The sequence below is a fragment of the Curtobacterium sp. NPDC098951 genome, assembly GCF_044759965.1.
Taxonomy (GTDB): domain Bacteria; phylum Actinomycetota; class Actinomycetes; order Actinomycetales; family Microbacteriaceae; genus Curtobacterium.
This window is the reverse complement of sequence record NZ_JBIWAG010000002.1, coordinates 559,012-581,343: the sequence shown is the minus strand read 5'-3', so window position 1 is coordinate 581,343 and position 22,332 is coordinate 559,012. Positions and strand designations below refer to the sequence as shown.

At 71.9% G+C, this 22,332-nt stretch carries 22 protein-coding genes; 7 read left to right on the top strand and 15 right to left on the bottom strand.

Going from position 1 to position 22,332, the window contains the following annotated elements; translation table 11 throughout:
* Positions 1 to 9 precede the first annotated feature (9 nt).
* Entirely contained in the window at positions 10 to 546 is a 537-nt protein-coding gene (locus ACIQUC_RS07400; RefSeq protein ID WP_042723537.1) for a MarR family winged helix-turn-helix transcriptional regulator, read from the bottom strand.
* A gap of 177 nt (positions 547 to 723) precedes the next feature.
* Between ACIQUC_RS07400 and ACIQUC_RS07395 the strand changes: the two genes are divergently transcribed.
* Entirely contained in the window at positions 724 to 1,620 is an 897-nt protein-coding gene (locus ACIQUC_RS07395) for an alpha-E domain-containing protein (protein WP_402264999.1), read from the top strand.
* Positions 1,621 to 1,955: 335 nt separating this feature from the next.
* On the opposite strand, the gene ACIQUC_RS07390 is transcribed toward ACIQUC_RS07395, so the two are convergent.
* Positions 1,956 to 3,302: an MFS transporter gene (locus ACIQUC_RS07390; RefSeq protein ID WP_402264996.1), complete on the bottom strand. Its 1,347-nt coding sequence runs from the start codon at positions 3,300 to 3,302 to the stop codon at positions 1,956 to 1,958.
* Entirely contained in the window at positions 3,299 to 3,709 is a 411-nt protein-coding gene (locus ACIQUC_RS07385) for a MarR family winged helix-turn-helix transcriptional regulator (protein WP_022905677.1), read from the bottom strand. The genes ACIQUC_RS07390 and ACIQUC_RS07385 overlap by 4 nt, the downstream gene beginning before the upstream one ends.
* Positions 3,710 to 3,803: 94 nt before the next feature.
* On the opposite strand from ACIQUC_RS07385, the gene ACIQUC_RS07380 reads away from it, so the two are divergent.
* On the top strand, positions 3,804 to 4,556 hold the full coding sequence (locus ACIQUC_RS07380; protein WP_402264993.1) for an SDR family NAD(P)-dependent oxidoreductase: 753 nt from the start codon (positions 3,804 to 3,806) through the stop codon (positions 4,554 to 4,556).
* A gap of 192 nt (positions 4,557 to 4,748) precedes the next feature.
* Here ACIQUC_RS07380 and ACIQUC_RS07375 read toward each other — a convergent pair whose 3' ends face one another.
* Genes ACIQUC_RS07375 through ACIQUC_RS07365 form a run of 3 tightly spaced genes read right to left on the bottom strand, consistent with a single transcriptional unit; the run spans position 4,749 to position 7,168 of the window.
* Positions 4,749 to 5,693 (bottom strand): acetamidase/formamidase family protein, encoded by a 945-nt coding sequence (locus ACIQUC_RS07375; RefSeq protein WP_402264990.1) that lies wholly within the window; start codon positions 5,691 to 5,693, stop codon positions 4,749 to 4,751.
* A gap of 33 nt (positions 5,694 to 5,726) precedes the next feature.
* Positions 5,727 to 5,996 carry a hypothetical protein gene (locus ACIQUC_RS07370; RefSeq protein ID WP_402264987.1) on the bottom strand — a complete coding sequence of 90 codons (270 nt, stop codon included), beginning with the start codon at positions 5,994 to 5,996 and terminating at the stop codon, positions 5,727 to 5,729.
* 11 nt (positions 5,997 to 6,007) lie between these two features.
* Entirely contained in the window at positions 6,008 to 7,168 is a 1,161-nt protein-coding gene (locus tag ACIQUC_RS07365; RefSeq protein ID WP_402264984.1) for an anion permease, read from the bottom strand.
* 86 nt (positions 7,169 to 7,254) lie between these two features.
* On the opposite strand from ACIQUC_RS07365, the gene ACIQUC_RS07360 reads away from it, so the two are divergent.
* Positions 7,255 to 8,130, top strand: a complete 876-nt coding sequence (locus ACIQUC_RS07360; RefSeq protein ID WP_402264981.1) for an alpha/beta hydrolase — start codon at positions 7,255 to 7,257, stop codon at positions 8,128 to 8,130.
* Positions 8,131 to 8,214: 84 nt separating this feature from the next.
* The gene (locus tag ACIQUC_RS07355; protein WP_402264978.1) at positions 8,215 to 9,264 is read left to right on the top strand and encodes a biotin/lipoate A/B protein ligase family protein; all 1,050 of its coding nucleotides are present in this window, start codon (positions 8,215 to 8,217) and stop codon (positions 9,262 to 9,264) included.
* On the opposite strand, the gene ACIQUC_RS07350 is transcribed toward ACIQUC_RS07355, so the two are convergent.
* A complete protein-coding gene (locus ACIQUC_RS07350) occupies positions 9,265 to 10,821 on the bottom strand; it encodes an AAA family ATPase (protein ID WP_402264975.1) in 1,557 nt (518 codons plus the stop codon). It lies immediately after the preceding gene.
* Between the two features lie 198 nt (positions 10,822 to 11,019).
* Between ACIQUC_RS07350 and ACIQUC_RS07345 the strand changes: the two genes are divergently transcribed.
* Entirely contained in the window at positions 11,020 to 11,349 is a 330-nt protein-coding gene (locus ACIQUC_RS07345) for a hypothetical protein (RefSeq protein ID WP_148286919.1), read from the top strand.
* A gap of 6 nt (positions 11,350 to 11,355) precedes the next feature.
* Here the strand turns inward: ACIQUC_RS07345 and ACIQUC_RS07340 are convergent, their stop codons facing one another.
* A complete protein-coding gene (locus ACIQUC_RS07340; RefSeq protein WP_022906845.1) occupies positions 11,356 to 11,643 on the bottom strand; it encodes a GNAT family N-acetyltransferase in 288 nt (95 codons plus the stop codon).
* A gap of 69 nt (positions 11,644 to 11,712) precedes the next feature.
* On the opposite strand from ACIQUC_RS07340, the gene ACIQUC_RS07335 reads away from it, so the two are divergent.
* Both ACIQUC_RS07335 and ACIQUC_RS07330 read left to right on the top strand, forming a co-directional pair.
* Positions 11,713 to 13,164 carry a hypothetical protein gene (locus ACIQUC_RS07335; RefSeq protein ID WP_402264971.1) on the top strand — a complete coding sequence of 484 codons (1,452 nt, stop codon included), beginning with the start codon at positions 11,713 to 11,715 and terminating at the stop codon, positions 13,162 to 13,164.
* 31 nt (positions 13,165 to 13,195) lie between these two features.
* Positions 13,196 to 14,119 (top strand): DNA-methyltransferase, encoded by a 924-nt coding sequence (locus ACIQUC_RS07330; RefSeq protein ID WP_402264968.1) that lies wholly within the window; start codon positions 13,196 to 13,198, stop codon positions 14,117 to 14,119.
* Between the two features lie 136 nt (positions 14,120 to 14,255).
* Here the strand turns inward: ACIQUC_RS07330 and ACIQUC_RS07325 are convergent, their stop codons facing one another.
* The 7 genes from ACIQUC_RS07325 to ACIQUC_RS07295 form a co-directional block, all read right to left on the bottom strand.
* The gene (locus tag ACIQUC_RS07325; RefSeq protein ID WP_402264966.1) at positions 14,256 to 16,826 is read right to left on the bottom strand and encodes a DHA2 family efflux MFS transporter permease subunit; all 2,571 of its coding nucleotides are present in this window, start codon (positions 16,824 to 16,826) and stop codon (positions 14,256 to 14,258) included.
* Between the two features lie 179 nt (positions 16,827 to 17,005).
* Positions 17,006 to 17,917: a hypothetical protein gene (locus ACIQUC_RS07320; RefSeq protein WP_402264963.1), complete on the bottom strand. Its 912-nt coding sequence runs from the start codon at positions 17,915 to 17,917 to the stop codon at positions 17,006 to 17,008.
* Positions 17,918 to 17,928: 11 nt separating this feature from the next.
* Positions 17,929 to 19,548, bottom strand: a complete 1,620-nt coding sequence (gene pgm, locus ACIQUC_RS07315) for a phosphoglucomutase (alpha-D-glucose-1,6-bisphosphate-dependent) (protein WP_402264961.1) — start codon at positions 19,546 to 19,548, stop codon at positions 17,929 to 17,931.
* A gap of 153 nt (positions 19,549 to 19,701) precedes the next feature.
* A complete protein-coding gene (locus ACIQUC_RS07310; protein WP_402264958.1) occupies positions 19,702 to 19,947 on the bottom strand; it encodes a hypothetical protein in 246 nt (81 codons plus the stop codon).
* A gap of 160 nt (positions 19,948 to 20,107) precedes the next feature.
* A complete protein-coding gene (locus ACIQUC_RS07305) occupies positions 20,108 to 20,770 on the bottom strand; it encodes a bifunctional 2-polyprenyl-6-hydroxyphenol methylase/3-demethylubiquinol 3-O-methyltransferase UbiG (RefSeq protein ID WP_022908113.1) in 663 nt (220 codons plus the stop codon).
* Positions 20,767 to 21,402 (bottom strand): DUF2064 domain-containing protein, encoded by a 636-nt coding sequence (locus tag ACIQUC_RS07300; RefSeq protein WP_402264955.1) that lies wholly within the window; start codon positions 21,400 to 21,402, stop codon positions 20,767 to 20,769. The genes ACIQUC_RS07305 and ACIQUC_RS07300 overlap by 4 nt, the downstream gene beginning before the upstream one ends.
* Complete coding sequence (locus ACIQUC_RS07295) at positions 21,399 to 22,145, bottom strand: glycosyltransferase family 2 protein (RefSeq protein WP_402264952.1); 747 nt, start codon at positions 22,143 to 22,145, stop codon at positions 21,399 to 21,401. The genes ACIQUC_RS07300 and ACIQUC_RS07295 overlap by 4 nt, the downstream gene beginning before the upstream one ends.
* Positions 22,146 to 22,332: the final 187 nt, after the last annotated feature.

Genomic DNA, 22,332 nt, shown 5'->3' with positions numbered 1-22,332 from the left:
GGCAGCAGGCTACGCGGACCGGCTGATCCCGCGGTCGTGGTCGCGGACGTCCACGTCGACCTCGTCCACGACGCGGACCATCTCATCGAGGAACGACACGATGACGGCCATGTCGTCGGTCGACAGGTGTTCCGCCGCCTCGACCGCGCGGGAGTCGAGCTGGTCGATCACCTGCAGCACTTGGCGCATGGATCCGCCCGACGCGGTGAGGATGACGCCGCGGCGGTCGTTCGGGTCGGCGTGGCGTTCGACGTGGCCGCTGCGGACGAGTCGGTCCACGAGGGCCGACGTCGAAGCAGGGGTGATGTCGAGGCGCTCGGCGAGGTCCTTCGCGTTGACCGTCCGACCGGCTTCCTCGGCGTCGATGAGTGCGCGGAGGGCGAGCAGGGCGTTCTCACCGATGCCCAGTGCCTCGCGCGCACGGCGTTGCGCAGCACTCTCGGCGCTGCGGTACCTGCGGAGTGCGTTCAGCACATCCACCGCGTCGACCCGGGAATCCTCGCCGTACCAGAACCCCGCGGCGCTCGTCGTCACCTCGGTACTCATGAACACAATGCTAGACGCTCTAGTTAGATTGTCTAGCGAGTGCGGGGACCGGATCGGTCGGGACGGTCCTTCAATGACCCCTCCGAGCGTCCCTGGCGGACCCGCAACACCCGTGACGCGGCGACGAAACACCCTCGCAATCCCCGGTCAGTAGGTTCACGGCATGCAGGAGCCGACGTGCTGAGCCGACTCGCGGGGAGCGTGTTCCACGTCGGGAGCGCCGTGGAACGCGCCGAGGTCGTCGCACGCATGCTCGACGTGTACGTCGCCCGTGGTGAACCGGCCGGCGTCGACCAGGACCGGGTGGTCGCGGCCGAGCTCCGATCGGTCGTCGGAGCCGCGGGCCCGGCGAACGACCCCGACCGTGCCGCGACGATCGACTCCCTCGCGCTCGACCGCCACGAGCCCGCCTCCATCGCGTCCGCCGTCGCGGTCGCCCGGGACAACGCGCGCCGTGCCCGCGAGGTCGTCTCCACCGAACTGTGGGACTGCCTCAACGTCACGCGGTCCCGGATGCCCCGCAAGGTCGGTCCCGAGCGCGCCCACGAGTTCCTCGCCTGGGTCCGGGAGCGGAGCGCCCTCGCGATCGGGGTCGTCGAGGCGGATGCGAGCCACGACGAGGTCTGGGAGTTCTTCACCCTCGGACGGGCGCTGCAGCGGTGCTCGGTGACGTCGCGGTTGCTGGCGTCGGCCCTGCTCGACCCCGAGTCTGGCCCGTCGTGGACGACTGCACTGCGAGCGTGCGGCGCCGGTGAGGCGTTCCAGCGCGGTCGCGACCACCACTCGCCCGGACCGGACGACGCGGCGGCCTTCCTGCTCCTCGACGAGCACAGTCCCAGGTCGCTCCGCTTCCTCGCGCGGCGTGCCGACGAGTGCCTGGCCGACGTCGCCCCGTCGTGCATCGCCGACGAGGTGCGTGCCTTCGCAGACACCCGGGCGGGACTCGAGTCGGTGTCGGGCGACGCCGCCGTGCTCGCGGCGCGGGCCGCGGGGGAGCGGCTCGCCGCGGCGGCCGACCGGGTGGTGCAGGCCCTCGACGAACGTGTCTTCGCCGCGCCCGCAGCCGCTCGCTGAGCAGCGCCCGCGGCCGCTCGCTGAGCAGCGCCCGCGGCCGCTCGCTGAGCAGCGCCCGCGGCCGCTCGCTGAGCCGCGCCCGCAGCCGCCCGCTGAGTGGGCACGACACGCCGCGACAGCCCGCCCGACGACCGGGCAGGACACGCCGCGGGGTTCCGCCGAGCGCGCGGAATCGGCCGCTCCGCAGCGCCGAGCGTGACTTTTTCCGCCCGCTCGGGCAGGCGAGACCCGCGCGGGCAGGCGAGATCGGCTCGGGGCGGGCGCGACCCGGCGCGCGGCGGACGGGAGGCGCGGGGCGGGCTGGACCCGCGCCTCCTGGCCGTCAGGCGGTCACGTCAGACGGCGCTGGACCGGTCGGCGACCGCCTCGTCGCGTTCCAGGTCCTGCCGGAGCGCCGCGCGCGAGGCGCGGGTCCCGACGACCGGCATCGCGTGCGTGATCGCCAGGTGCAGTCGTGTGTCCGCGTCGTACCGCACCCGGAACCGTTCGTACCGGATGAGCCAGACGAGCGCGATCGCCAGGGCCACGAACCCCGAGGCCGCGCCGACGGCGATGGCCCACCGGGGACCCCAGGCATCGGCGACGGCTCCGACGATCGGGGCGCCGATGGGGGTACCGCCCGCGAAGATCGCCATGTAGAGCGCCATCACGCGGCCGCGCATCGCGGGCTTCGTGGTGGTCTGCACCAGGGCGTTCGCGGTCGTCATGAACGTCAGTGACGCGAGTCCGACGAGCACCAGGACGATCGCGAAGGACCAGTACGTCGGGGCGACGGCCGCCGCGACGCACGCCAGTCCGAACCCGGCGGAGGCGATGACGAGCGTGCGCATCCGCGGGCGGTCCCGGCGTGCCGAGAGCAGGGCGCCGGCCACCGAGCCGATCGCCATCACCGAGTTGAGCAGGCCGAACTCGCCGGCCCCCTTGTGGAACTCGACGCGGGCCATCGTCGAGGTGAAGATCGGGAAGTTCACGCCGAAGGTGCCGACGACGAAGATCATGCAGAGCACGACGATGATGTCGGGTCGGGTGCGGACGTACCGGAAGCCCGCGAGGATCTGTCCCTTGCCCCGTTTCGCCCGGATCCGTTCGGCGAGCTGCGCCGGGTCGACGAAGCGCAGCGCGATGAGGACGGCCAGGAACGAGCCGGCGTTGATGACGAACACCCAGCCGGAGCCGATCGCCGCGATGAGCACACCGGCGACCGCGGGGCCGATGAGCCGGGCGGCGTTGAACGACGCCGAGTTGAGCGCCACGGCGTTGGCGACGTGTTCGCCCTGCACGACGTCGGACACGAAGGCCTGGCGGATCGGGGTGTCGAACGCGGCGACGATGCCGAGCGCGAGCGCGAACCCGTACAGCGACCAGAGCGTGGCGGTGTCGGTGAGCACCATGATGCCGAGCCCCAGGCCGAGAGCGCCCATCAGCCCCTGCGTGAGCATGAGCATCTTCCGCCGGTCGAACCGGTCGGCGGCGAGTCCGGTGAGCGGGAGGAGCAGCAGCTGCGGACCGAACTGCAGCGCCATGGTGATGCCGACGGCGATGGCGTCGTTGTCGGAGAGCTTCGTCAGGACGATCCAGTCCTGGGCGGTGCGCTGCATCCAGGTGCCGACGTTGGACACCAGGGCGCCCGCGAACCAGATGCGGTAGTTGCGGGCGGACAGGGAGCGGAACATGGCGGTCACTGCTGGGCCAGCCTCCTCATGATCTCGGTGGCGTCGGCCAGGGTGCGTCGTTCGGCCTCGGTGAGCTCGGCGAGCCTCGGGGTGAGCCAGCCGTCCCGACGACGCCGGGTCTCCTCGACGAACGCGGCGCCGGCGCCGGTCGCGCCGAGCAGGACCTTGCGGCGGTCGTCGCCGTGGTCGCCCTTCGAGACGAGGCCGCGCTCGACGAGGACGGCGATCGTCTTCGTCATCGACGGCGGGGTGACGCCGTCCTGCCGACTGAGTTCGGCGAGGGTCATCGGGCCGTCGCGGTGCAGTCGAGCGAGCGCGGAGAACTGGGCATCGCTGACGGTGGTGTCGGCCTTCTGCGCGCGGAGCGTGCGGGAGAGGCGGTTCACCGCGATGCGGAGGTCGGTGGCGTCGGTCACAGGTCGTTAGCCTAGCAAATTAGTTCAGCGAACGAACTGGTTTCTGGGTGTATCGTGCTGGTGAACAACAGGTGTTGTCGAGAGAGAAGGAATCATGTCCGAGTTCGAGGGCAAGGTCGCCATCGTCACCGGTGGCGGCAGCGGCATCGGTGCGGCCATCGCGAAGGAGCTCGCCGCGGCGGGCGCGTCGGTCGTCGTCACCGACATCCGGCTCGACGCCGCACAGCGGGTCGTGACGTCGATCGAGCAGGCCGGCGGGACGGCGAGCGCGTTCGAGGCCAACTCCGCCGTCGCAGCCGACGACGAGGGCATGGTGCAGTTCGCCGTGGACACCTACGGCGCGCTGCACCTCGCCGTGAACAACGCCGGCATCGGCGCCGCACCGCAGCCCATCGGCGAGTACGACGTCACCGCGTGGGACCGCGTGCGTGCGGTGGACCTCGACGGGGTGTTCTACGGCCTCCGCTACGAGATCCCGGCGATGCTCGCCTCCGGCGGTGGCGCGATCGTGAACATGGCGTCGGTGCTCGGGTCGGTCGGCATCGCGCAGAACGCCGCGTACGTCGCGTCGAAGCACGCGCTCGTCGGGCTCACGAAGGTGGCAGCCCTCGAGTACACGGCGCAGGGTGTCCGCACGAACGCGGTCGGCCCCGGCTTCATCGACACCCCGCTCGTGCGCGCGTCGCTCTCGCCGGAGGAGCTCAGCGCCCTCGAGGCCGAGCACGCCGCGAAGCGCCTCGGCACCGACAGCGAGGTCGCCGCCCTGGTGCTCTTCCTGCTGAGCGACAAGGCGTCCTTCATCAGCGGCAGCTACCACCTGGTCGACGGCGGCTACAGCGCGCACTGACCGCCCGCGCCCGCCCGCGCCGGTGCCTGGCGGAACCGGGCGTACCTACCGGAAACGGGCGTACCTGGTCGGAACTTCCGACCAGGTACGCCCGTTCCTGCTTCCCAGCGCGGGCGCCATGGGAAGGAACCGCCGACGGGAGGCGCGGCGTGGGCGAGCGGATCTGCGCACCCGAGCCGCGCCTCCTGTCCGTCAGCGGGGTGCGTCCGACGGCAGGATCGCGTCGTGGGGGAGCAGTGCGTGCACACCCCACGTGCGGTTCGCGACCTGCGTCACCCGCATGCTGACCGCCACGCTCGCCATGGCGAGCGCCTCGGCGCGGCCGATGCCGTGGAGTCCGGCGATCCAGTCGACCATCCGGTCGAGGGCGGTGGTCGTCGCGGTGTTGAGGTCCGCGTCGAAGCCGAGGGTGACCCGGCCGGCCGGTGTGTCGGCGTGCACGCCGGCGACGGGTGCCGCGTCGAGCAGCGAGAGCGTCATCGTGGTCGTCATGCCGCACTCGACCGCGGTGCCGGAGACCTCGCCGTCACCCTGGGCGGCGTGGCCGTCGCCGACGAAGAGGAGGGCGTCCGGCACCGTCACGGGCAGGTAGAGGGTGGAACCGGCGACGAGTTCGCGGCAGTCGACGTTGCCGCCGCCGGCCTCTCGGGGTGGGATCGTCGAGTGCTCGCCGGTGGGCTCCGGCGGGAGACCGACGACCCCGAGGAACGGTGCGGTGCGCACGCCGAGGCCGAGCTGGTTCACCGCCGTGCCGGCCGCCGGGTCGATGTCCCAGAGCAGCGGTCCGCGTGCCGCCGGGTCGGTCAGGCCGAGCGCCCGGTTCACCGGGGTGTCGACGCCGCCGGAGCCGGTGTACCCCCAGTCGTCCGGCACGAGCGCGTCGAACCGCACGGCCAGGACCGCCCCCGGCTGTGCCCCCGCGACGGCGATCGGGCCCACCAGGCAGTGCCCCCGGCGCGGGTCGACGAGGGTCGGGGCCTCGACCCCCGGGGCCGACTGGGGCTCGGTGTAGCCCGCGGCGCTCAGCGTCCGGACGGTCACGGTGTCGCCCGGTGCGACGGTCAGGACCGGGCGTCGCTCGGCGGTGAGGACGTCGATCGCGGTGTCGACGGTGGCGTCGAGGTGGTGGTGGGTCACCGCTCGATCATCGCAGGCGGTTCGCGGCGTCGGTCAGTGGAACTGCGGGATGGTCAGCCAGATGCCCAGGAGGACCGCGGCGACGCACACGGCGAAGCACACCACGGCTCCCGCCAGGGCGACCGGGGGCGTGTGCCCGGACCGCGGGGTCTCCTCGGAGTACCGGGTGCGCTCGCCGCCGGCGTCGACCGGCTGGCCGAGGCCGAGCAGCCGCAGACCGAGCGTGTAGACGAGCACGATGCCCACCGCGGCCACGAACCCGACGCCGGCGACCAGGCCGATGCTCGTGAAGTCGATCTCCATCGCCGTGCCCCTCAGTTCGTCGCGCCGGCCGGCTGCGGCTCGGCCCGGTCGGTGGGTCCGGTCGATCCGGCCGCGACGTCGTCGCGGGAGATCGGCTTGCGCTCGGCGAGGAAGAAGAAGGTCAGCCCGCCGGCCAGGGCGAGCACCGCGACCAGGACGAGCCCGATGGTCGACGTCGACGCGACCCAGGTGGCGAGGGCGCCGACGACCGCGGCCGCGGGCAGCGTGATCACCCACGCCACGACGATGCGACCGACGACCGACCAGTGCACGTCGGCGAGCTTCTTGCCGAGGCCCGAGCCGATCACCGAGCCACTCGTGACGTGGGTGGTCGAGAGCGCGAAACCGAGGTGCGACGACACGAGGATCGTGGCCGCCGAGCTGGTCTCCGCCGCGAAGCCCTGCGGCGACTGCACGTCGGAGATCTTCTTGCCGACGGTCTGCATGATCCGCCAGCCGCCCATGTAGGTGCCGAGGCCGATCGCCAGGCCGCACGCCAGGATCACCCAGAGTGCCGGTCCGGTCCCGGCGGACTGGTAGTTCGCGGCGATCAGGGTGAGCGTGATGACACCCATCGTCTTCTGGGCGTCGTTCGTGCCGTGCGCGAGCGACACGAGCGACGCCGAGATCGTCTGGCCGTGCCGGAAGCCCGTCGCGGCACCGTGGGTGGTCGCGTTCTTCGTCAGCGTGTACGCGAGGTACGTCGCGACGAGGGCGATGACGCCCGCGATGACGGGGGAGAGCAGGGCCGGCAGGACGACCTTCGAGACGACCGTCGCCCAGTCGACCGAGTTCAGGCCCGCGCCGATGATCGACGCGCCGATGAGCCCGCCGAAGAGCGCGTGCGTCGAGGACGACGGCAGCCCGAAGTACCAGGTGGCGAGGTTCCACAGCACGGCGCCGACGAGTCCCGCGAAGATCATCGTCGGCGAGATGTGGATGCCGTCCTGCCCCTCGCGGATGATGCCCTGCGAGACGGTCTTCGCGACCTCGGTGGACAGGAACGCGCCGACCACGTTGAGGACGGCGGAGATGAGCACGGCGGTCCGGGGCTTCAGTGCTCCGGTGGCGACCGAGGTGGCCATGGCGTTCGCGGTGTCGTGGAAGCCGTTCGTGAAGTCGAACACGAGGGCCACCACGATCACCAGCACGACGGTGACGAGGACGTCCATGCGCGAGACGGTAGGCCCGCTCCGAGCCCACTGCGTGAACGCCGGGTGAACAGCGCGCGGGCGCGCCCGTCTGCGAGGATGCGGGTGTGCCCACGTTCTCCGCAGCCCGAGGCGATGCCTCGTTCACCGACGCGCACGGCGTCGAGATCGTCTACTCGACCTGGCGTGCGGCGCGACCGAAGGGGATCGTGCAGATCGCCCACGGCGTCGGTGAGCACGGGCTCCGCTACGAGCCGCTCGCGCAGGACCTCGTCCGCGCCGGCTGGACCGTGCACGCGAACGACCACCGTGGGCACGGTCGCACCGGGCTGGCGCAGTGGGACGGCGACCACGCGAAGCTCGGACGGCTCGGCCCCGGTGGACTCCGTGCGGCGATCGCGGCCGTCGAGCAGATGAGCGCCGTCGCGCGTGAGGACACCCCCGGCGTCCCGCTCGTACTGCTCGGACACTCGTGGGGCTCGCTCATGGCCCAGCGGATCGTGAACACCTCGTCGGGGTCGTACGACGGGGTCGTCCTGTCCGCGAGCGCGTACCGGCTGCCGGGGTGGATGAACAGCGGTGACCTGAACGCCCGGCACGCGGGTTCCGGCCCGACGAAGTTCGAGTGGTTGACACGCGACCGGTCCGTCATCGAAGCCGTCGCGGCCGACCCGCTCGCGGTCGAGGCGGACGTCATCGGGCTCTTCGGGCTCCGCGACGCCCTGCGGCTCCTCGGGGTCCCGCGTCGGGGGATCCCGCACGACCTGCCGATGCTGTTGCAGGTCGGCTCCGAGGACTCCCTCGGCGGACCACGCTCGGTCGAGCGGCTGGCCGACGCCTACCGGCGTCGCGGCGGACTCTCCGACGTCACCGTGCGGGTGTACGAGGGGGCCCGCCACGAGGTCTACAACGAGACGAACCGCGACGAGGTCGTCGCGGACCTGGTCAGGTGGCTGGACCGGGCGGTCGCGCGCACGGCCTGAGACGGTACCGGCTGTCGGACGGGAGGCGCGGGTCGGCGCCGCCCCGCGCCTCCCGTCCTGCCCTGCGCGGCGTAGGCTCACCGTGTGCACGGTGAGTACAAGGTCCCGGGAGGCAAGCTGGTCGTCGTCGACCTCGAGGTCGTCGACGGGGTGATCGACCAGTTCCGGCTCGCCGGGGACTTCTTCCTCGAACCGGACGACGCGCTGCCGCTCATCGACGCCGCCGTGGACGGCCTGCCGGCCACGACCGACGCCGCGGGCATCGCCGCCGCCGTGCGTTCCGCCCTGCCGGAGGACGCCGTCCTGCTCGGCTTCACCCCCGAGTCCGTCGGGGTCGCGGTCCGCCGAGCCCTCTCGCGTGCGTCGACCTGGCGGGAGTACGACTGGGAGATCATCCACGAGGGGCCGATCAGCCCGAACGAGCACCTCGCGCTCGACCAGGTGCTCACGGAAGAGGTCGGGGCAGGTCGCCGCGGACCCACCCTGCGCATCTGGGAGTGGGACCAGCCGGCGGTCGTCATCGGGTCGTTCCAGTCCCTGAAGAACGAGGTCGACCCCGAGGGCGCGGCGAAGTACGGCGTCGAGGTCGTCCGTCGGATCTCCGGCGGCGGCGCGATGTTCATGGACGCCGGCGCGATCATCTCGTACTCGCTGTACGTGCCGACCGACCTCGTGCAGGGCATGACCTTCGCCGACTCCTACGCGTACCTCGACGAGTGGGTGATCGAGGCGCTGAAGTCCCTCGGCATCGAGGCGTACTACCAGCCGCTCAACGACATCTCGTCGACCAAGGGCAAGATCGGTGGGGCCGCGCAGAAGCGGCTCGGCACCGGGTCGCTGCTGCACCACGCCACCATGAGCTACGACATGGACGGCGAGAAGATGGTGCAGGTGCTGCGCATCGGCCGCGAGAAGATGAGCGACAAGGGCACCACGTCGGCCGCCAAGCGGGTCGACCCGCTGCGCTCCCAGACCGGGCTCACCCGCGCCGAGATCATCGACCGGCTCATCGCGACGTTCACGAAGCTGTACGGGGCGCACGAGGGGCACGTGACCGAGGACGAGCGTCGACGGGCGCAAGAGCTCGTGGCGTCGAAGTTCGCCACGCGGGAGTGGCTCGAGCGCGTCCCCTGATCAGCGCTCCGCCGACGGGTCGTCGTCCTCGTCGTCTCCCGCTCCGTCGTCGGACTGGATCCCGGTCGCGATCGTCCGACCCACGCCGTCTGGGGTGAACGTGGTTCGCGCGAGCGGGGCGAAGGCCACCCACTCGCCTGCAGCTGTGTCGTCCTCCTCCTCGTCGTCATCGGGCTCACCGGTGTCCTCGGCGGAGCGCGTGCCGAGCAGCTTCCGGGTCAGGGCGCTCCGCTCGGTGAGCAGCGAGTCGAGGGCCGCACGCAGGTCGACGTCCGCGGGTTCGGCACCGCGCAGGGCCGCACCGAGGACGCTCCGCCGCATGAGCTCCTTGGCGAAGGAGCCCGTCGTGCCCTCGGCACGCTCGGCCGCCTCGGCGAGGGCGGCCTCGGAGAAGGGCAGCGAGCCGGCGTACCGGCGGAAGAGCCGGACGCGCTCGGGCAGGGCGGGGAGCGGGATCTCCACGGCGAGGTCGACCCGGCCGGGACGGTCCGCGAGGGCGCGTTCGAGCACGGACACCCGGTTCGTGGTCATCACGAAGGCGACGTCCGCGTCGCCGTCGAGCCCGTCGAGGGCGTCGAGCACTTCGAACAGCAGCGGCTGCGGGGAGCTGTGGCGTTCCATCGCGACGAGGTCGATGTCCTCCATCACGACGAGTGACGGCTGGAAGGTCCGGGCGATCTCGGCCGCGGCACCGATCGCCGCGATGCTCGAGCCGGTGAGCAGGATCGCGGTGACTCCGGTCGTCCGGGTGAGGAGGTGCCGGATCGTGAGCGTCTTGCCCGTCCCGGGAGGGCCGTAGAGGAGCACACCGCGCTTGAGGTGCTGTCCGGCCGCGAGGAGCGCCGCACGCTGCTCGCCGATCCCCACGACGTGGTCGACCACCTCGTCGAGCACGCCCGCGCCGAGGACGACGTCGTCGGCGTCGACCTCGGGTCGGCGGAGGAACGTCGCCCCGGCATCGGCCCCGTACTCGGACTGCACGAACGAGAGGACCTGCCCGCGCAGGACGCTCCGCTCGATCATGAGGGCACGGAGGCGGAGCAGGAACGCGGTGGCGGCGTCCTGGTCGGGGGAGAGGATCTCGAGACTGGCGCGGCCACGGCCGTACTCCGGCTTGGCGGACCGCTGGACGACCGCGACCGGAGCGCCGTCGAAGGTGAGGAACCGGAGCCCGAACGACACGACCCGACGGGTGGTGTCGGCACCGGTGGCCCGGGTGGCGAAGCTCACGGGGCCGGGCGCCCACCGCACGTGCGGGTTCGCGATGAACTCGCTGACCGAGCTGTGGAACCGGCTGTCGTCGCCCGCGATGCCGACGAGGGCATCGGGGTCGGTGCCGGCGAGCTCCTCGAGGGCGATGTCGGCGTCGACGAGGCGGTGGTCGGGGAACTCCTCGGTGACCACGGGGACCGACTGCGGGTCGACGCCGAGGTGGGCGCCGATCCGTTCACCGATCGGTGTGGTCACCGCCTGCTGTTCCGCGGCGGCGAGTTCGTTCGCCTTCTCGATGTAGCGAGCGAACGCCCGCATGAGGTCCCGGTCTGCGTCGTCGAGCACGTCGCCATCCTGGCACGCAGCGCTGGAACGCGACCGGCCGCACGTCGTCGGTCGCACGTGGTCGGCCGCCCGGAGAGGGGGGTTCCGGGCGGCCGCAGGACCAGTGTGGGTGTCGTCCTGAAGAACGAGCCATGTGGATCGTGAGAATCCTCCGCGCGGCGGATGTCCCCTCCGGCAGGCGCACGTAGCGTCGTGTGCGTGAACTGGTTGATCTTCCTGGGGGCGGTGGCCGCGGCGGCCGTCGTGATGTGGATCGCCGATCGCGTGGGGTGGATCGACCTGTCGAACAAGTCCACGCGGAGCGGCGGATCCGGCGGCGTGGTCTCGATGATGGACGAGGTGTTCGCGCCGACCCGTCACGAGACGCAAGCCGAGTACGAACGGCAGTCGCGCCTCCCGAAGGAGGCACCGACCCCGGCGGACGACGACCACGACCTGCTGAGCGGCAGCGTCCTCATCAAGGTGCCGGCGGTGCGCAGCGCCGGTCGGCACGCGGTCCGGGCCGGCACGCACGACCGGACGTACTGAGCCCGGTCAGCGGGTCGTGAGCTCCTGGTAGTCCGGGTGCCGCTCGATCCACGCGGCGACGTAGCTGCACTGTGGCACGACCCGGCGCGACGATCCCGACCGGACGTCGTCGAGCGCGTGCTCCACGAGGATCGACGCGTGACCGCCACCACGGTGCGCGGGATCGACCTCGGTGTGCACGAACCGGATCTCGTCGTCGTCGACCTCGTACGCCGCGAAGCCGATGACCTCGCCGTCCTCGACGAGGGAGTACTGCTGCTTGTCGGTGTCGTTCCGCACCTCGGGTGTCGCCATGCGGCAGACGCTACGCCCCTCCCGAAGAAGGGTCTGTGAACCCGCTGGACGCTCGGGTACGGTCTGATCGTGCGCGACGAGTCGACCCCGCCCTTCCGGTTCCGGACGCCTCCCGGCTGGCCGACGCCGACCGCCGAGTGGGCGGAACTCCACCAGGCCGCCGAGCCCGCTCCGGGCTGGTCGCCCGCGCCGGAGGTCCCGTCCGCCCCCGAGGGGTGGCGCTTCTGGGAGCCGGTCCCGCGCTCGTTCCGGCGGTTCCTGCCGCCGGCGGCCCGTCGCCTGCGTGCCGTTCGGTGGATCGCCCTCGCCGTGGCGGCGCTCTCGCTCGCCGCCGTCTTCGTCGTCGGTGCCCTCGGCGGTCCGGGCGCGGTCGCCCTGGTACCGCTGGTGGCCGGCGTCGCGGTACTGGTGGTGGGTTCCGCGCGGCTCGGCGAGACCGCGGAACGGACCGCGGCCTCGATCCGGGACGACGCGGCCGCATGGCGGGCGGCCGAGGTCCCGGTACGGGCGCGGGCCGCGTCCCCGGGACTCGACGACGACCGGGCGCTGGCGGCCTGGGAGGCCGCCGCGTGGGGGATGACGAGCGCGCGGCCCTTCGCCACTGCGGACGACACCACCGCTTCGCCGGACCGGCCCGACGTCCCTTCGCCGGACCGACCCGGGGTCCCTTCGCCGAACCGGCCCGGGGTCCCTTCGCCGCTGCGGCACCGCAGCCGGACCGTCGTGGCCGTCACGGCCGGAGCAGCGGCGCTCCTGCTCGTGGTCGGTGCGACGGCCGCTGTCGACCCCGTCGTGCGCGCCGTGCAGGACAGCGGGCAGACGCTCGCGGTCGGGCTCCAGGACACCGGGCCGGACGGCAGCATCCCGGACGATGGCGCACCCGGCGGCGGTGCCACGGACGACGCCGCACCGGACGCGGGCGACCAGGAGCCGTGGACGTCCGACGACGGGACGGTCACCGCGTCGTTCATCGCCGACGACGAGACGTGGCAGGCGACCTGCGGAGCGATCGATTTCGCAGACGGCTGCTGGGCGTGGCAGATCGACGCCGAGTGCGACGGTCCCGCCGAGGTCACGGTCGGCTTCTCGGACACCGAGAGCGGGGACGACGTGCGCACCGACACCCGCACCGTCGTACTGACCTCCGGCACGCCGCTGATCCTCACCGAGCAGGGTTCCGAGGAGTGGGGCGGCATCCGCGACGTGACCTGCTCCGCCGCGCCGGACCAGCCCGTCGCGCTGACCCGCACGCCGCTCGACTCCGACGACGAGGACGCCGACGGGTCGTGGCCGGACGGCTGCGTCGACTACGGGTGTGCCGGGTGGGAGGTCACCGCGGACACGAGCTGCGCCTCGGCGACCGTCCAGTTCTCCGTCGACGAGGAGGTCGCCCAGGTGACCGGTCCGCACGACCTCGTAGTGACGACGGCACTGCACGCCGGCGAGCCGGTGGACGTCTGGGCCGGGGGCGCGTGGATGTCGGACGAGGACGCCCGCATCACCCGGGTGACCTGCGGCTGACCCGTCGCTCGGCGTGGACCACAATGGTCGGGTGCACAGCGGCGACGATCGGGGTCCGGACCGGGTGGTGCTCGGCGACAACCTCGACGTCCTGCCGACCCTGGCGGACGGCTCGTTCACGCTCGTCTACCTCGACCCGCCGTTCAACACCGGTCGGTACCAGCGTCGCCACGCGAGCGCGGCGGTGCGGGAGCCGGGTGCAGCAACTGAGCCGTCGGCAACTGCCGAGCCGGTCGCGGCGGATCGTCGTCGCGAGCGGGTGACGGGCTTCCGGGGGAGCTCGTACGAGCGGGTGCGCGGTGACCTGATGCGCTTCGACGACCGGTTCGAGGACTACTGGTCCTTCCTCGAACCCCGGCTGCTCGAGGCGTGGCGGCTCCTCGCCGACGACGGCACCCTCTACCTCCACCTCGACTACCGCGAGTCGCACTACGCCAAGGTCCTGCTCGACGCGCTCTTCGGCCGCGATGCCTTCCTCAACGAGATCGTCTGGGCGTACGACTTCGGTGCGAAGTCCCGGTCGCGGTGGCCCACGAAGCACGACACGATCCTCGTCTACGTGAAGGATCCGTCGCGGTACTGGTTCGACTCGGAGGCGGTCGACCGCGAGCCGTACATGGCGCCGGGCCTCGTCACCCCCGAGAAGCGCGAGCGCGGGAAGCTCCCGACCGACGTCTGGTGGCACACGATCGTGTCGCCGACCGGCAAGGAGAAGACCGGCTACCCCACGCAGAAGCCCGAGGGGGTGCTGCGCCGGATCGTGCAGGCCTCGTCGCGCGAGGGGGACTGGGTGCTCGACTTCTTCGCCGGCAGCGGGACGACGGGAGCGGTGGCCCGGGCGCTCGGCCGGCGGTTCGTGCTGGTCGACGACAACCCGGTCGCGGTCGACGTGATGCGTCGGCGGCTGCCGGGGGCGGCGTTCGAGGTGGTCGGGCCGGAGGCCTCGGCCGGCTGACGCGTGTCGGCGCCGGTGGCGGTGGCGGTGGCGTTGGCGGTGTCGACTCGGAACGACGGGGTCGACGTCGTACGACATCGACCCCGTCGTTCCGGGTCGTCGGACGCGGACGCGGGTGGCGCCGCGTGGCCGGGCGCTACTCGGCGGAGTGGCGGCCGTGCCCGTGGGTGTCCGGACGGGAGGCACGACTCGCCTCGCCGCCGTCGGCCCGCGTCGTGTTCGTGGGCAGGTCCGCCAACCGTGTCGTGTCGGCCCGGTCGCTGGTCGCGTCCGGCACCGCGTCCACCAGGGTCGGCAGTGCGTGGGCGGCCCGGGTGCGGATCGTCCCGGTGGTGGTCGGCGGCTCGTCGACCGGGGCGGCGGCGGAGTGTGCGCCGTGGGTGGTCGCGTCGGGCAGCGGTGCGCGGGTGTCCTCGAGCGTGGCGGTCCGGGCAGCGCCGGTCGCCGGGCGGGGGGACGCGTCGGACCGGGCGGTGCCGGCGGGGGAGGCCGTGCCTCCGAGCTGACCGCTCCCGACGGCGGAACCGGCGGGACGGGGCTGGGACACGACGTCCGGCGAGGTCGGCACGACCGACGTCGAGCCGGTGTCCGGCGAGACCAGCGAGCCCGTCCGGGCCGCCGCGTGCTGGGCGTCCATGGTCAGACGGTCCGCGTCGGCGCTCGCGCGCTCGTTGTCGGCGCGTTCGGTGTTCGCCTGCTCCTGCAGCGCCGAGACCTTGCGGAGCGGCGGCACGCGGAAGAACCAGGTGAGGACGAACGCGAGCAGGATCACGGCGAGGCCGACGTAGTACACGACCACGGCCGAGTCGCTGAACCCGACGAGGAACGGGCGGGTGAGCCGCTTGTCCGCGCCGTTCAGGAACGACGTGTCGCTCGTCGCGGAGCTGCTCGATGAGCTCGCACTCGAATCACCCTGCTCGAGCTGCTTGACGAGGGTCGGCGCGACCTCGTCCACGACGTTCTGACGCTGGTCGGCGTTGGAGTAGTCGACCCGCAGCGAGCCGTCCACGACCTCGGCACCGGCCTTCGAGGCGGCGGTCTCGAGCGCCTGCTGCTCGGCGGCGGGCGTCGCCGCGGCGACCTTCTCGGCGATGATCGAGTCGGCCGACGTCGCGGGGACGGCACCGGCGGCGACCTGCTGCTGGACCGCTGCGGTGACCTGCTTCGTGACGGCGGCGTCCGCGGCCTGCTCGGCCTGGGTGGCGCCCTCGTCGAGGCCGTCCTGGACCTTCTGCTGCACCGGGTCGACGATCTTGTTCCAGATCTGGTCCATCACGCCCTTGTTCGCTGACGCGTTCGCGACCGAGGGCGTGAGGGCAGCGTTCAGGGCGCTCTTCAGGTCGCCCTCGTTCTGCATCGCCGTCGTGATGTTGGTCGGCATGAGCGTGAACAGGACGGACAGCAGCACGGCCGTACCCATGGTGCCGCCGATCTGGCGGAAGAACGTGGCGGCACTGGTCGCGACGCCGATGTCCCGCGGGCGCACGGAGTTCTGCGCCGCGAGCGTCAGGGTCTGCATGAGCTGTCCGAGTCCGAGGCCGATGCCGAACATGCCGAGCATCAGGAACCACAGCGGACTGTCGGCGGTGAGGAACGTCAGGACCAGGAAGCCGATGGCGGTGAACGCGGTGCCGGTGATCGGGAAGACCTGGTAGTTGCCGGTCCGCGAGATGATCTGGCCGGATGCGATCGACGAGATCATCAGGCCGAGGACCATCGGGAGCATCGAGAAGCCGGACTCGGTCGGCGTGACGCCCTTCACGATCTGCAGGTACAGCGGGATGGTGAGCATCGCGCCGAACATGCCGAAGCCGACGAGTACCGACAGCACCGCCGACATCGAGAAGACGCGGGAACCGAAGAGCTTGAGCGGCAGGATCGCGTCGTCGCCCATCGCACGCTCGACCAGGATGAAGGCGACGAGTCCCACCGCGCCGATGCCGTAGCAGGCGAAGGCGCCCGGCGAACTCCAGCCCCACTCGCGGCCCTGCTCGGCGATGAGGAGCAGGGGCACCAGTGTGACGATGACGAGCGTGGCGCCCCACCAGTCGATGCGAGGCTTGCCGCGGTCACCGAACTTCGGCAGGTGCAGGAACGTCAGCACCATGAAGAGCGCGATTATGCCGATCGGCACGTTGATCAGGAAGACCCAGCGCCAGCCGGCGACGAACAGCAGCTGGTCAGCCCCGGCGAACACGCCGCCGACGAGCGGTCCGATGACGCTCGAGATGCCGAAGACGGCGAGGAAGTAGCCCTGGTACTTGGCTCGCTCGCGCGGGGCGAGCATGTCGCCCATGATCGCGAGCGGCAGGGACATGAGACCGCCCGCGCCGAGGCCCTGCAGCGCGCGGAAGCCGGCGAGCATGAGCATCGAGGTCGAGAACGACGCGGCGAAGGACCCGACGATGAAGATGCCGATGGCCGTGAGGAACAGCGGACGGCGGCCGAAGATGTCGGAGAGCTTGCCGTAGATCGGCGTGGTGATCGTCGAGGCGATCAGGTAGGCCGTGGTGACCCAGGCCTGCTGGTCGAGCCCGTGCAGGTCGTCACCGATCGTGCGGATCGCGGTGCCGACGATCGTCTGGTCGAGGGCGCCGAGGAACATCCCCGCCATCAGGCCGTAGATGACCAGCAGGATCTGCCGGTGGTTCATCACGGTGTTCGACGACGTGGTGGGTGCCACGGGTGCGGTCGCGGTCTGGGTCATGTGCAGGGTCTCCCGGAAACTTTGCGCTGGCTGCAAAGTTACATCTGCCGCAAGGTGGTGGGTCGCGCCGGAACCGGTTCCTGAGTGGATCGGCAGCGTCGGCGCCGGTTTCGGGAGGTGTCCGTCGAGTTGAGGAGGCCCGACGCCGTCACAGTACGCCCGCGGGTGGAGGACGTCCGTCAGACTGCTGCGGCCGCCTGCTCGAGCGCCGCGCTGAACCGCTCGTCGACCTCGATCCGCATGGCGCCCGTCTCGTCGTCGAAGCCCGACACGGCGCTGACCTCGCCGTGGCGCGAGAAGTAGAGCAGCGGACTGAGCACTCCGCCGGGCGGTCCGTGCGCACCGTCGGCGAGCACCTGCACGACCAGGCCGGCGAGGGTCTGCACCGCGGTGATGCTCGACGCGTCACGGATGGGGACGGCGAGCAGGAGGTGTCGGTGCGGGACCGCGAACACGGTGCCGAAGCCGGCCGCGCCGAACAGTGCGGGCAGGTTCACGGCCTTCGAGGCCACGAACAGGGACTCGCCCTCGACGAGGAACACGCCCGGAGCGATCTCGGCGTGCTCGTCCACCGGCTCGTCGTCGGTGTTGAGCTGCCCGAGGGCGAAGAGCTCGTCGGTGCCGAGGGGCAGCCGGAGCAGCGTCGGACCCGACAGCGTGCTCACCATGGTGGGGTAGTCGACGCACAACCCGAGCACCAGACCGGGCGCGAACGGCCTGGCGTAGTCGAGATCGGTCGGGTCGGACGCGACACTACTGTGCTCGGACAGGATCCGGAGCCGGATGCGCTGTCGCAGTTCGTCCGCGCTGAGGTCTTCTACCGCCGGCTCGCTGTACGCCTGGATCATGCGGTCGAAGTGCTCAGCCACCATGTCCGCCTGCACGGACGGAGACTCGCCGTGCACCTGCGACGCGAGGTTCTCGAGCAGGAAGACCCGGCCGTCGGTGCCGACCAGCCGTGGTTGCTCACCGACCGGCGCCTCGACGGTGGTCTCCAAGCCCCGCTCGGCGAGGGCCCGTTGCGCCAGCGCGACGAGGGACGGGGCGTGTCCGTCACGCCCGTCGTCCTGCTTCCGGCCGAACCACCCCATCCGGTGGGACCTCAGGCCCCGAGTGCGGCGTCGACGATCTCCTTGGCCTCACGCTGCACCTGTTCGAGGTGCTCCTGTCCGACGAAGCTCTCGGCGTAGATCTTGTAGACGTCCTCGGTGCCGGAGGGCCGCGCTGCGAACCACGCCTTGTCGGTGACGACCTTCACGCCGCCGACGGCAGCGTCGTTGCCCGGCGCCTTCGACAGCTTCGCGGTGATCGGGTCACCGGCGAGCGTCTCGGCGGTGATGGCGTCGCCGTCGAGCTTCGACAGGCGGGCCTTCTGCTCCTTGGTCGCCGCGGCGTCGACGCGCTGGTAGACCGGAGCGCCGAAGCGCTCGGTCAGCTCGTCGTAGAGCTGCGACGGGGTCTTGCCGGTGACCGCGATGATCTCGGACGCCAGGAGCGCCAGGATGATGCCGTCCTTGTCGGTGGTCCAGGCGGTGCCGTCCATGCGGAGGAACGACGCACCTGCGGACTCTTCGCCGCCGAACGCCACGGACCCGTCGATGAGCCCCGGCACGAACCACTTGAAGCCGACCGGGACCTCCCACAGGCGACGCCCGAGGGACTCTGCGACGCGGTCGATGATGCTCGAGGACACGAGCGTCTTGCCGATCGCGGCGTCGTCGCGCCAGGCGGGCCGGTGCGCGTACAGGTACTCGATCGCGACCGCGAGGTAGTGGTTCGGGTTCATCAGGCCGCCGTCGGGCGTGACGATGCCGTGCCGGTCGGAGTCGGCGTCGTTGCCGGTGAGGACGTCGTACTCGTCCTTGCGCGCGACGACCGAGGCCATGGCGCTCGGGCTGGACGGGTCCATCCGGATCTTGCCGTCCCAGTCGAGCGTCATGAAGGACCAGGTGGGGTCGACGTCGGGGTTGACCACCGTGAGGTCGAGCCCGTAGTGGTCGCGGATGCGGTTCCAGTACGGCAGGGACGCGCCACCGAGGGGGTCGGCCCCGATCGTGACGCCGGCACGCTTGATGGCGTCGATGTCGATGATGTTCGCCAGGTCGGCGACGTACGCGCCGAGGAAGTCGTAGTGGTCGGGCGACGCCTGCTCGGTGCGGCGCACCTCGGTGTTGCCGCCGGCGATGATCGCGTTCGCGCGTTCGGCGATCCAGCTCGTCGCGTCGCTGTCGGCCGGGCCGCCGTGCGGCGGGTTGTACTTGAAGCCGCCGTCGCGGGGCGGGTTGTGGCTCGGCGTGATGACGATGCCGTCCGCCGTGTCCGGGTTGCCGGCGCGGTTGTACGCGATGATCGCGTGGCTGAGCGCCGGGGTGGGGACGTAGCCGTTCTCGCTGTCGGCGAGGACGTGCACGCCGTTGGCGGCCAGCACCTCGAGCGCGGTGCGTTCCGCGGGGCCGGACAGTGCGTGCGTGTCACGACCGATGAACAGCGGTCCGTCGGTGCCCTGAGCGGTGCGGTACTCGACGATCGCCTGCGTGATCGCGGCGATGTGCGTGTCGTTGAACGCCGAGTCCAGCGAGGACCCGCGGTGGCCCGAGGTGCCGAAGACGACCTTCTGCTCGGGGACGGAGACGTCCGGGACCCGCTCGTGGTACGCGGCGATGAGGGCGTCGAGGTCGACGAGGTCGTCTGCAGTGGCAGGGGTGCCGGCGCGGTCGTTCATGCGTCCATCCTGGCATCGCACCGGTCGGCACGCCCAGGAACGTGACGCCTGTGGACGGCGGAGGTGCCTGTGGACGAGGAGCGAGCGGCCGTCCCACCGCGGAAGAAAGGGGGACTTCCCGGGGGGACGACCGCTCGCGGTCTGGAGGCGGCGTCAGGCCGTGCGGAACGATCCCGTCGCGGTGCGCAGCGAGCCGGTGGCCGTGCGCGTCGAGGACGTCGCGGTGCCCGGACGGCGGAACTGCGTGTCGACGAACCGGCCGAGCGCGCGCCCGGTCCCGGTGCCGGTGAAGGTACCGATCGGGCGCCATGCGGCCTGGACCGCGTAGCCACCGAGCTCGTCGCGGTGTTCGAGGCCGGACACGTACGCGCCGCCCAGGGGGTTCTGACGGTTCTGCATGGATGCTCCTCGTCGTCGTGCCGAGGATCGTCGGTCACCGGGCCGGCGACCACGACGCCGTCGGCTGGAACGCCCACACTACGCGCTTCTTTTGCATGAAGCAAAAAAAGGATTGCTCAGGCGAGTCGCCCACATCGCTCAGGCGAGCCGCCCACAGCGCTCAGGCCACCAGCTCGCAGAAGGTCCGACCCTCGGCCGTCCAGCTCTGCTTCGCGACGAGGCCGACCGCCTCGGCGTGGTCGAGCAGGGCGTCGACCCCGACCTCGGCCCACGGGAAGCCGGCGCTCTCGTGGCCGTCGGCATCCACCACGCGAGCGGTGTACACCCGGTCCGCGGTGTGGTCGACGTGGGTCTCGACGATGATCCTGCCGCCGTCGCGCACGATCTCGCGGCACCGGGCGAGCAGTGCCGCCGGGTCGCCGCCGATGCCGATGTTGCCGTCGATCACGAGCGCAGTGTCCCAGTGGCCCTCGTCGGGGACGGTGTCGAAGACCGACCCCTGGATCGCCGTGCCGCCGGAGCGTCGTGCGATCGCGACGGCGTCGGCGGAGACGTCCACGCCGAGGGACGGGATCCCGAGGGTGCGCGCGGCGACCAGCATCCGGCCGGGCCCGCACCCGATGTCGATCACCGGACCGTCGGCGCCGTCGAGGAGGGATCGGTCGATCCGGTCCGCCGCCGCACTCCAGCGGCCGACGTCGAGCGTCACCGCCCGGTCCGGTCGGGACGTGTCGGTGAGCCGGATCCGGCCGTCGGTGCGGAGGGCGCGAGCGTAGGGCTCGCCGCCGCCGGCGCCGAAGGAGACGGGTGCGTGCATGGTCATCGGAGGCTCCCCACCGTCTCGGCGTGCAGTGCGGTGGCGAACCCGGAGTCGGGCACGAGTGCCGCGACGCGCTCGGCGTCCGGCACGGTGTCGACGTCGAGCAGGACCCCGAGGGTGCCGACGTCGAGGCCGGCGTCCGTCAGGCGACGGAACTGGACCGCGCCGGTGTCGTCCTGGGACATCGGCACGCCGCGGAGGTGCGCGCCGTCCGGGTCCCGCAGGTAGAGGGACCAGAAGCCGCCGTCCTCGGCCGGACCGAACCAGGCGTCCCGCTCGGGGTCGTCGAAGACCGGTGCGAGGTCGGCCGGACCGACCTGCGGCGTGTCCATGCCGACGAGCAGGGTCGGGCCGTCCACCGCGTCGAACAGCGCACCGAGGCGCTCGTCGAGCCCGCCGGTCGTCTGGTGGATGACGTCGAAGCCCTCGGCGCCGTCCGGCAGCACCGTGCCGTCGTAGAAGAGCACCCGGCGGGCGGCCGGCAGGGCACGGACCGTCGCGAGCGTGTCGGCGAGGCTCGCGGCGGCGACGCGCGCGGCCCCCTCGGGGGTGAGCGCCGGCGTCAGACGTGTCTTGACCCGGCCCGGGAGGCACTCCTTCGCGACCACCGCGACGGTGATGTCGGACGTCGTCATGAGTGGACCTCCTCGGTCTCGACGGGACCGGCCACGTGGCGGACCGGAGCCGGGGCGACCACGGTGGGTCGCGCCTCCCGGCGGTACTCGCGCAGCAGACGCGACATGTCCTTGACGGCGTTGACGGTGCCGCGCAGCGTGCCCGTGACCTTGCTGTCGCCGATGCGCTGGGCGTAGCCGATGTCGGACTCGTCGACGCGCCACCCGGCGGCGTGCGCGGCGAGGACCATCTCGAGCGGGTAGCCGCTGCGGCGGTCGCGGAGGTCCAGTGCGACCAGGTCCTCGCGGCGCATGACCCGCATCGGGCCGAGGTCGTGGAGTCGGTAGCCGGTCGCGCGGCGCATCAGGACGGCGAGCACGCGGTTCGCGAAGCGGGCGTGCGGGGCCCAGGCGCCCGGCGTCGTGGGGACGCGGCGTCCGAGCGCCAGGTCGGTGTGGCCCGTCGCCACGCGGGCGACGAGCGGGACGAGTTCGGCGGGGTCCATCGAGGCGTCGGCGTCGCAGAAGGCCACGTACTCGGCCGTGGCGGCGGCGACCCCGGCGGCGCAGGCCGACCCGAAGCCGCGGACCGGTTCGGTCACGACGAGGGCGCCGTGGGCACGGGCGACGTCGGCCGATCCGTCGGTGGAGCCGTTGTCGACGACGATCGCGCGGTAGCCACGCGGGAGCCGACCCAGGACCTCGGGGAGGGCGTCTGCCTCGTCGAGACAGGGGAGGATCACGTCGACGTTCATGTCGGCCATTCGGTGCGGGTCGACGGAACGACTGGTCGCGGGGTCTGCCGCGCGCGTCGGCGGTGTCGGGCGGTCGGTCTCGTCGGCCGGCTGTCGTTCCATACCGTCGACACAACACGAGATCGATCGGCGGGGTACAGGTTCGGCGTCCCCCGGTGGACGATCCGCGCACTCGCGAGGGTCGGGTACCCCCGGG

Bases quoted from the DNA above. Each gene is read 5' to 3' on its own strand.
- ACIQUC_RS07370 (WP_402264987.1), bottom strand. From the start codon at position 5,996: ATGGAGATCGACTTCACGAGCATCGGCCTGGTCGCCGGCGTCGGGTTC.
- ACIQUC_RS07365 (WP_402264984.1), bottom strand. From the start codon at position 7,168: ATGGACGTCCTCGTCACCGTCGTGCTGGTGATCGTGGTGGCCCTCGTG.
- ACIQUC_RS07400 (WP_042723537.1), bottom strand. From the start codon at position 546: ATGAGTACCGAGGTGACGACGAGCGCCGCGGGGTTCTGGTACGGCGAG.
- ACIQUC_RS07310 (WP_402264958.1), bottom strand. From the start codon at position 19,947: ATGCAGAACCGTCAGAACCCCCTGGGCGGCGCGTACGTGTCCGGCCTC.
- ACIQUC_RS07305 (WP_022908113.1), bottom strand. From the start codon at position 20,770: ATGACCATGCACGCACCCGTCTCCTTCGGCGCCGGCGGCGGCGAGCCC.
- ACIQUC_RS07320 (WP_402264963.1), bottom strand. From the start codon at position 17,917: ATGGGGTGGTTCGGCCGGAAGCAGGACGACGGGCGTGACGGACACGCC.
- ACIQUC_RS07295 (WP_402264952.1), bottom strand. From the start codon at position 22,145: ATGGCCGACATGAACGTCGACGTGATCCTCCCCTGTCTCGACGAGGCA.
- ACIQUC_RS07300 (WP_402264955.1), bottom strand. From the start codon at position 21,402: ATGACGACGTCCGACATCACCGTCGCGGTGGTCGCGAAGGAGTGCCTC.
- ACIQUC_RS07380 (WP_402264993.1), top strand. From the start codon at position 3,804: ATGTCCGAGTTCGAGGGCAAGGTCGCCATCGTCACCGGTGGCGGCAGC.
- ACIQUC_RS07340 (WP_022906845.1), bottom strand. From the start codon at position 11,643: ATGGCGACACCCGAGGTGCGGAACGACACCGACAAGCAGCAGTACTCC.
- pgm (WP_402264961.1), bottom strand. From the start codon at position 19,548: ATGAACGACCGCGCCGGCACCCCTGCCACTGCAGACGACCTCGTCGAC.
- ACIQUC_RS07325 (WP_402264966.1), bottom strand. From the start codon at position 16,826: ATGACCCAGACCGCGACCGCACCCGTGGCACCCACCACGTCGTCGAAC.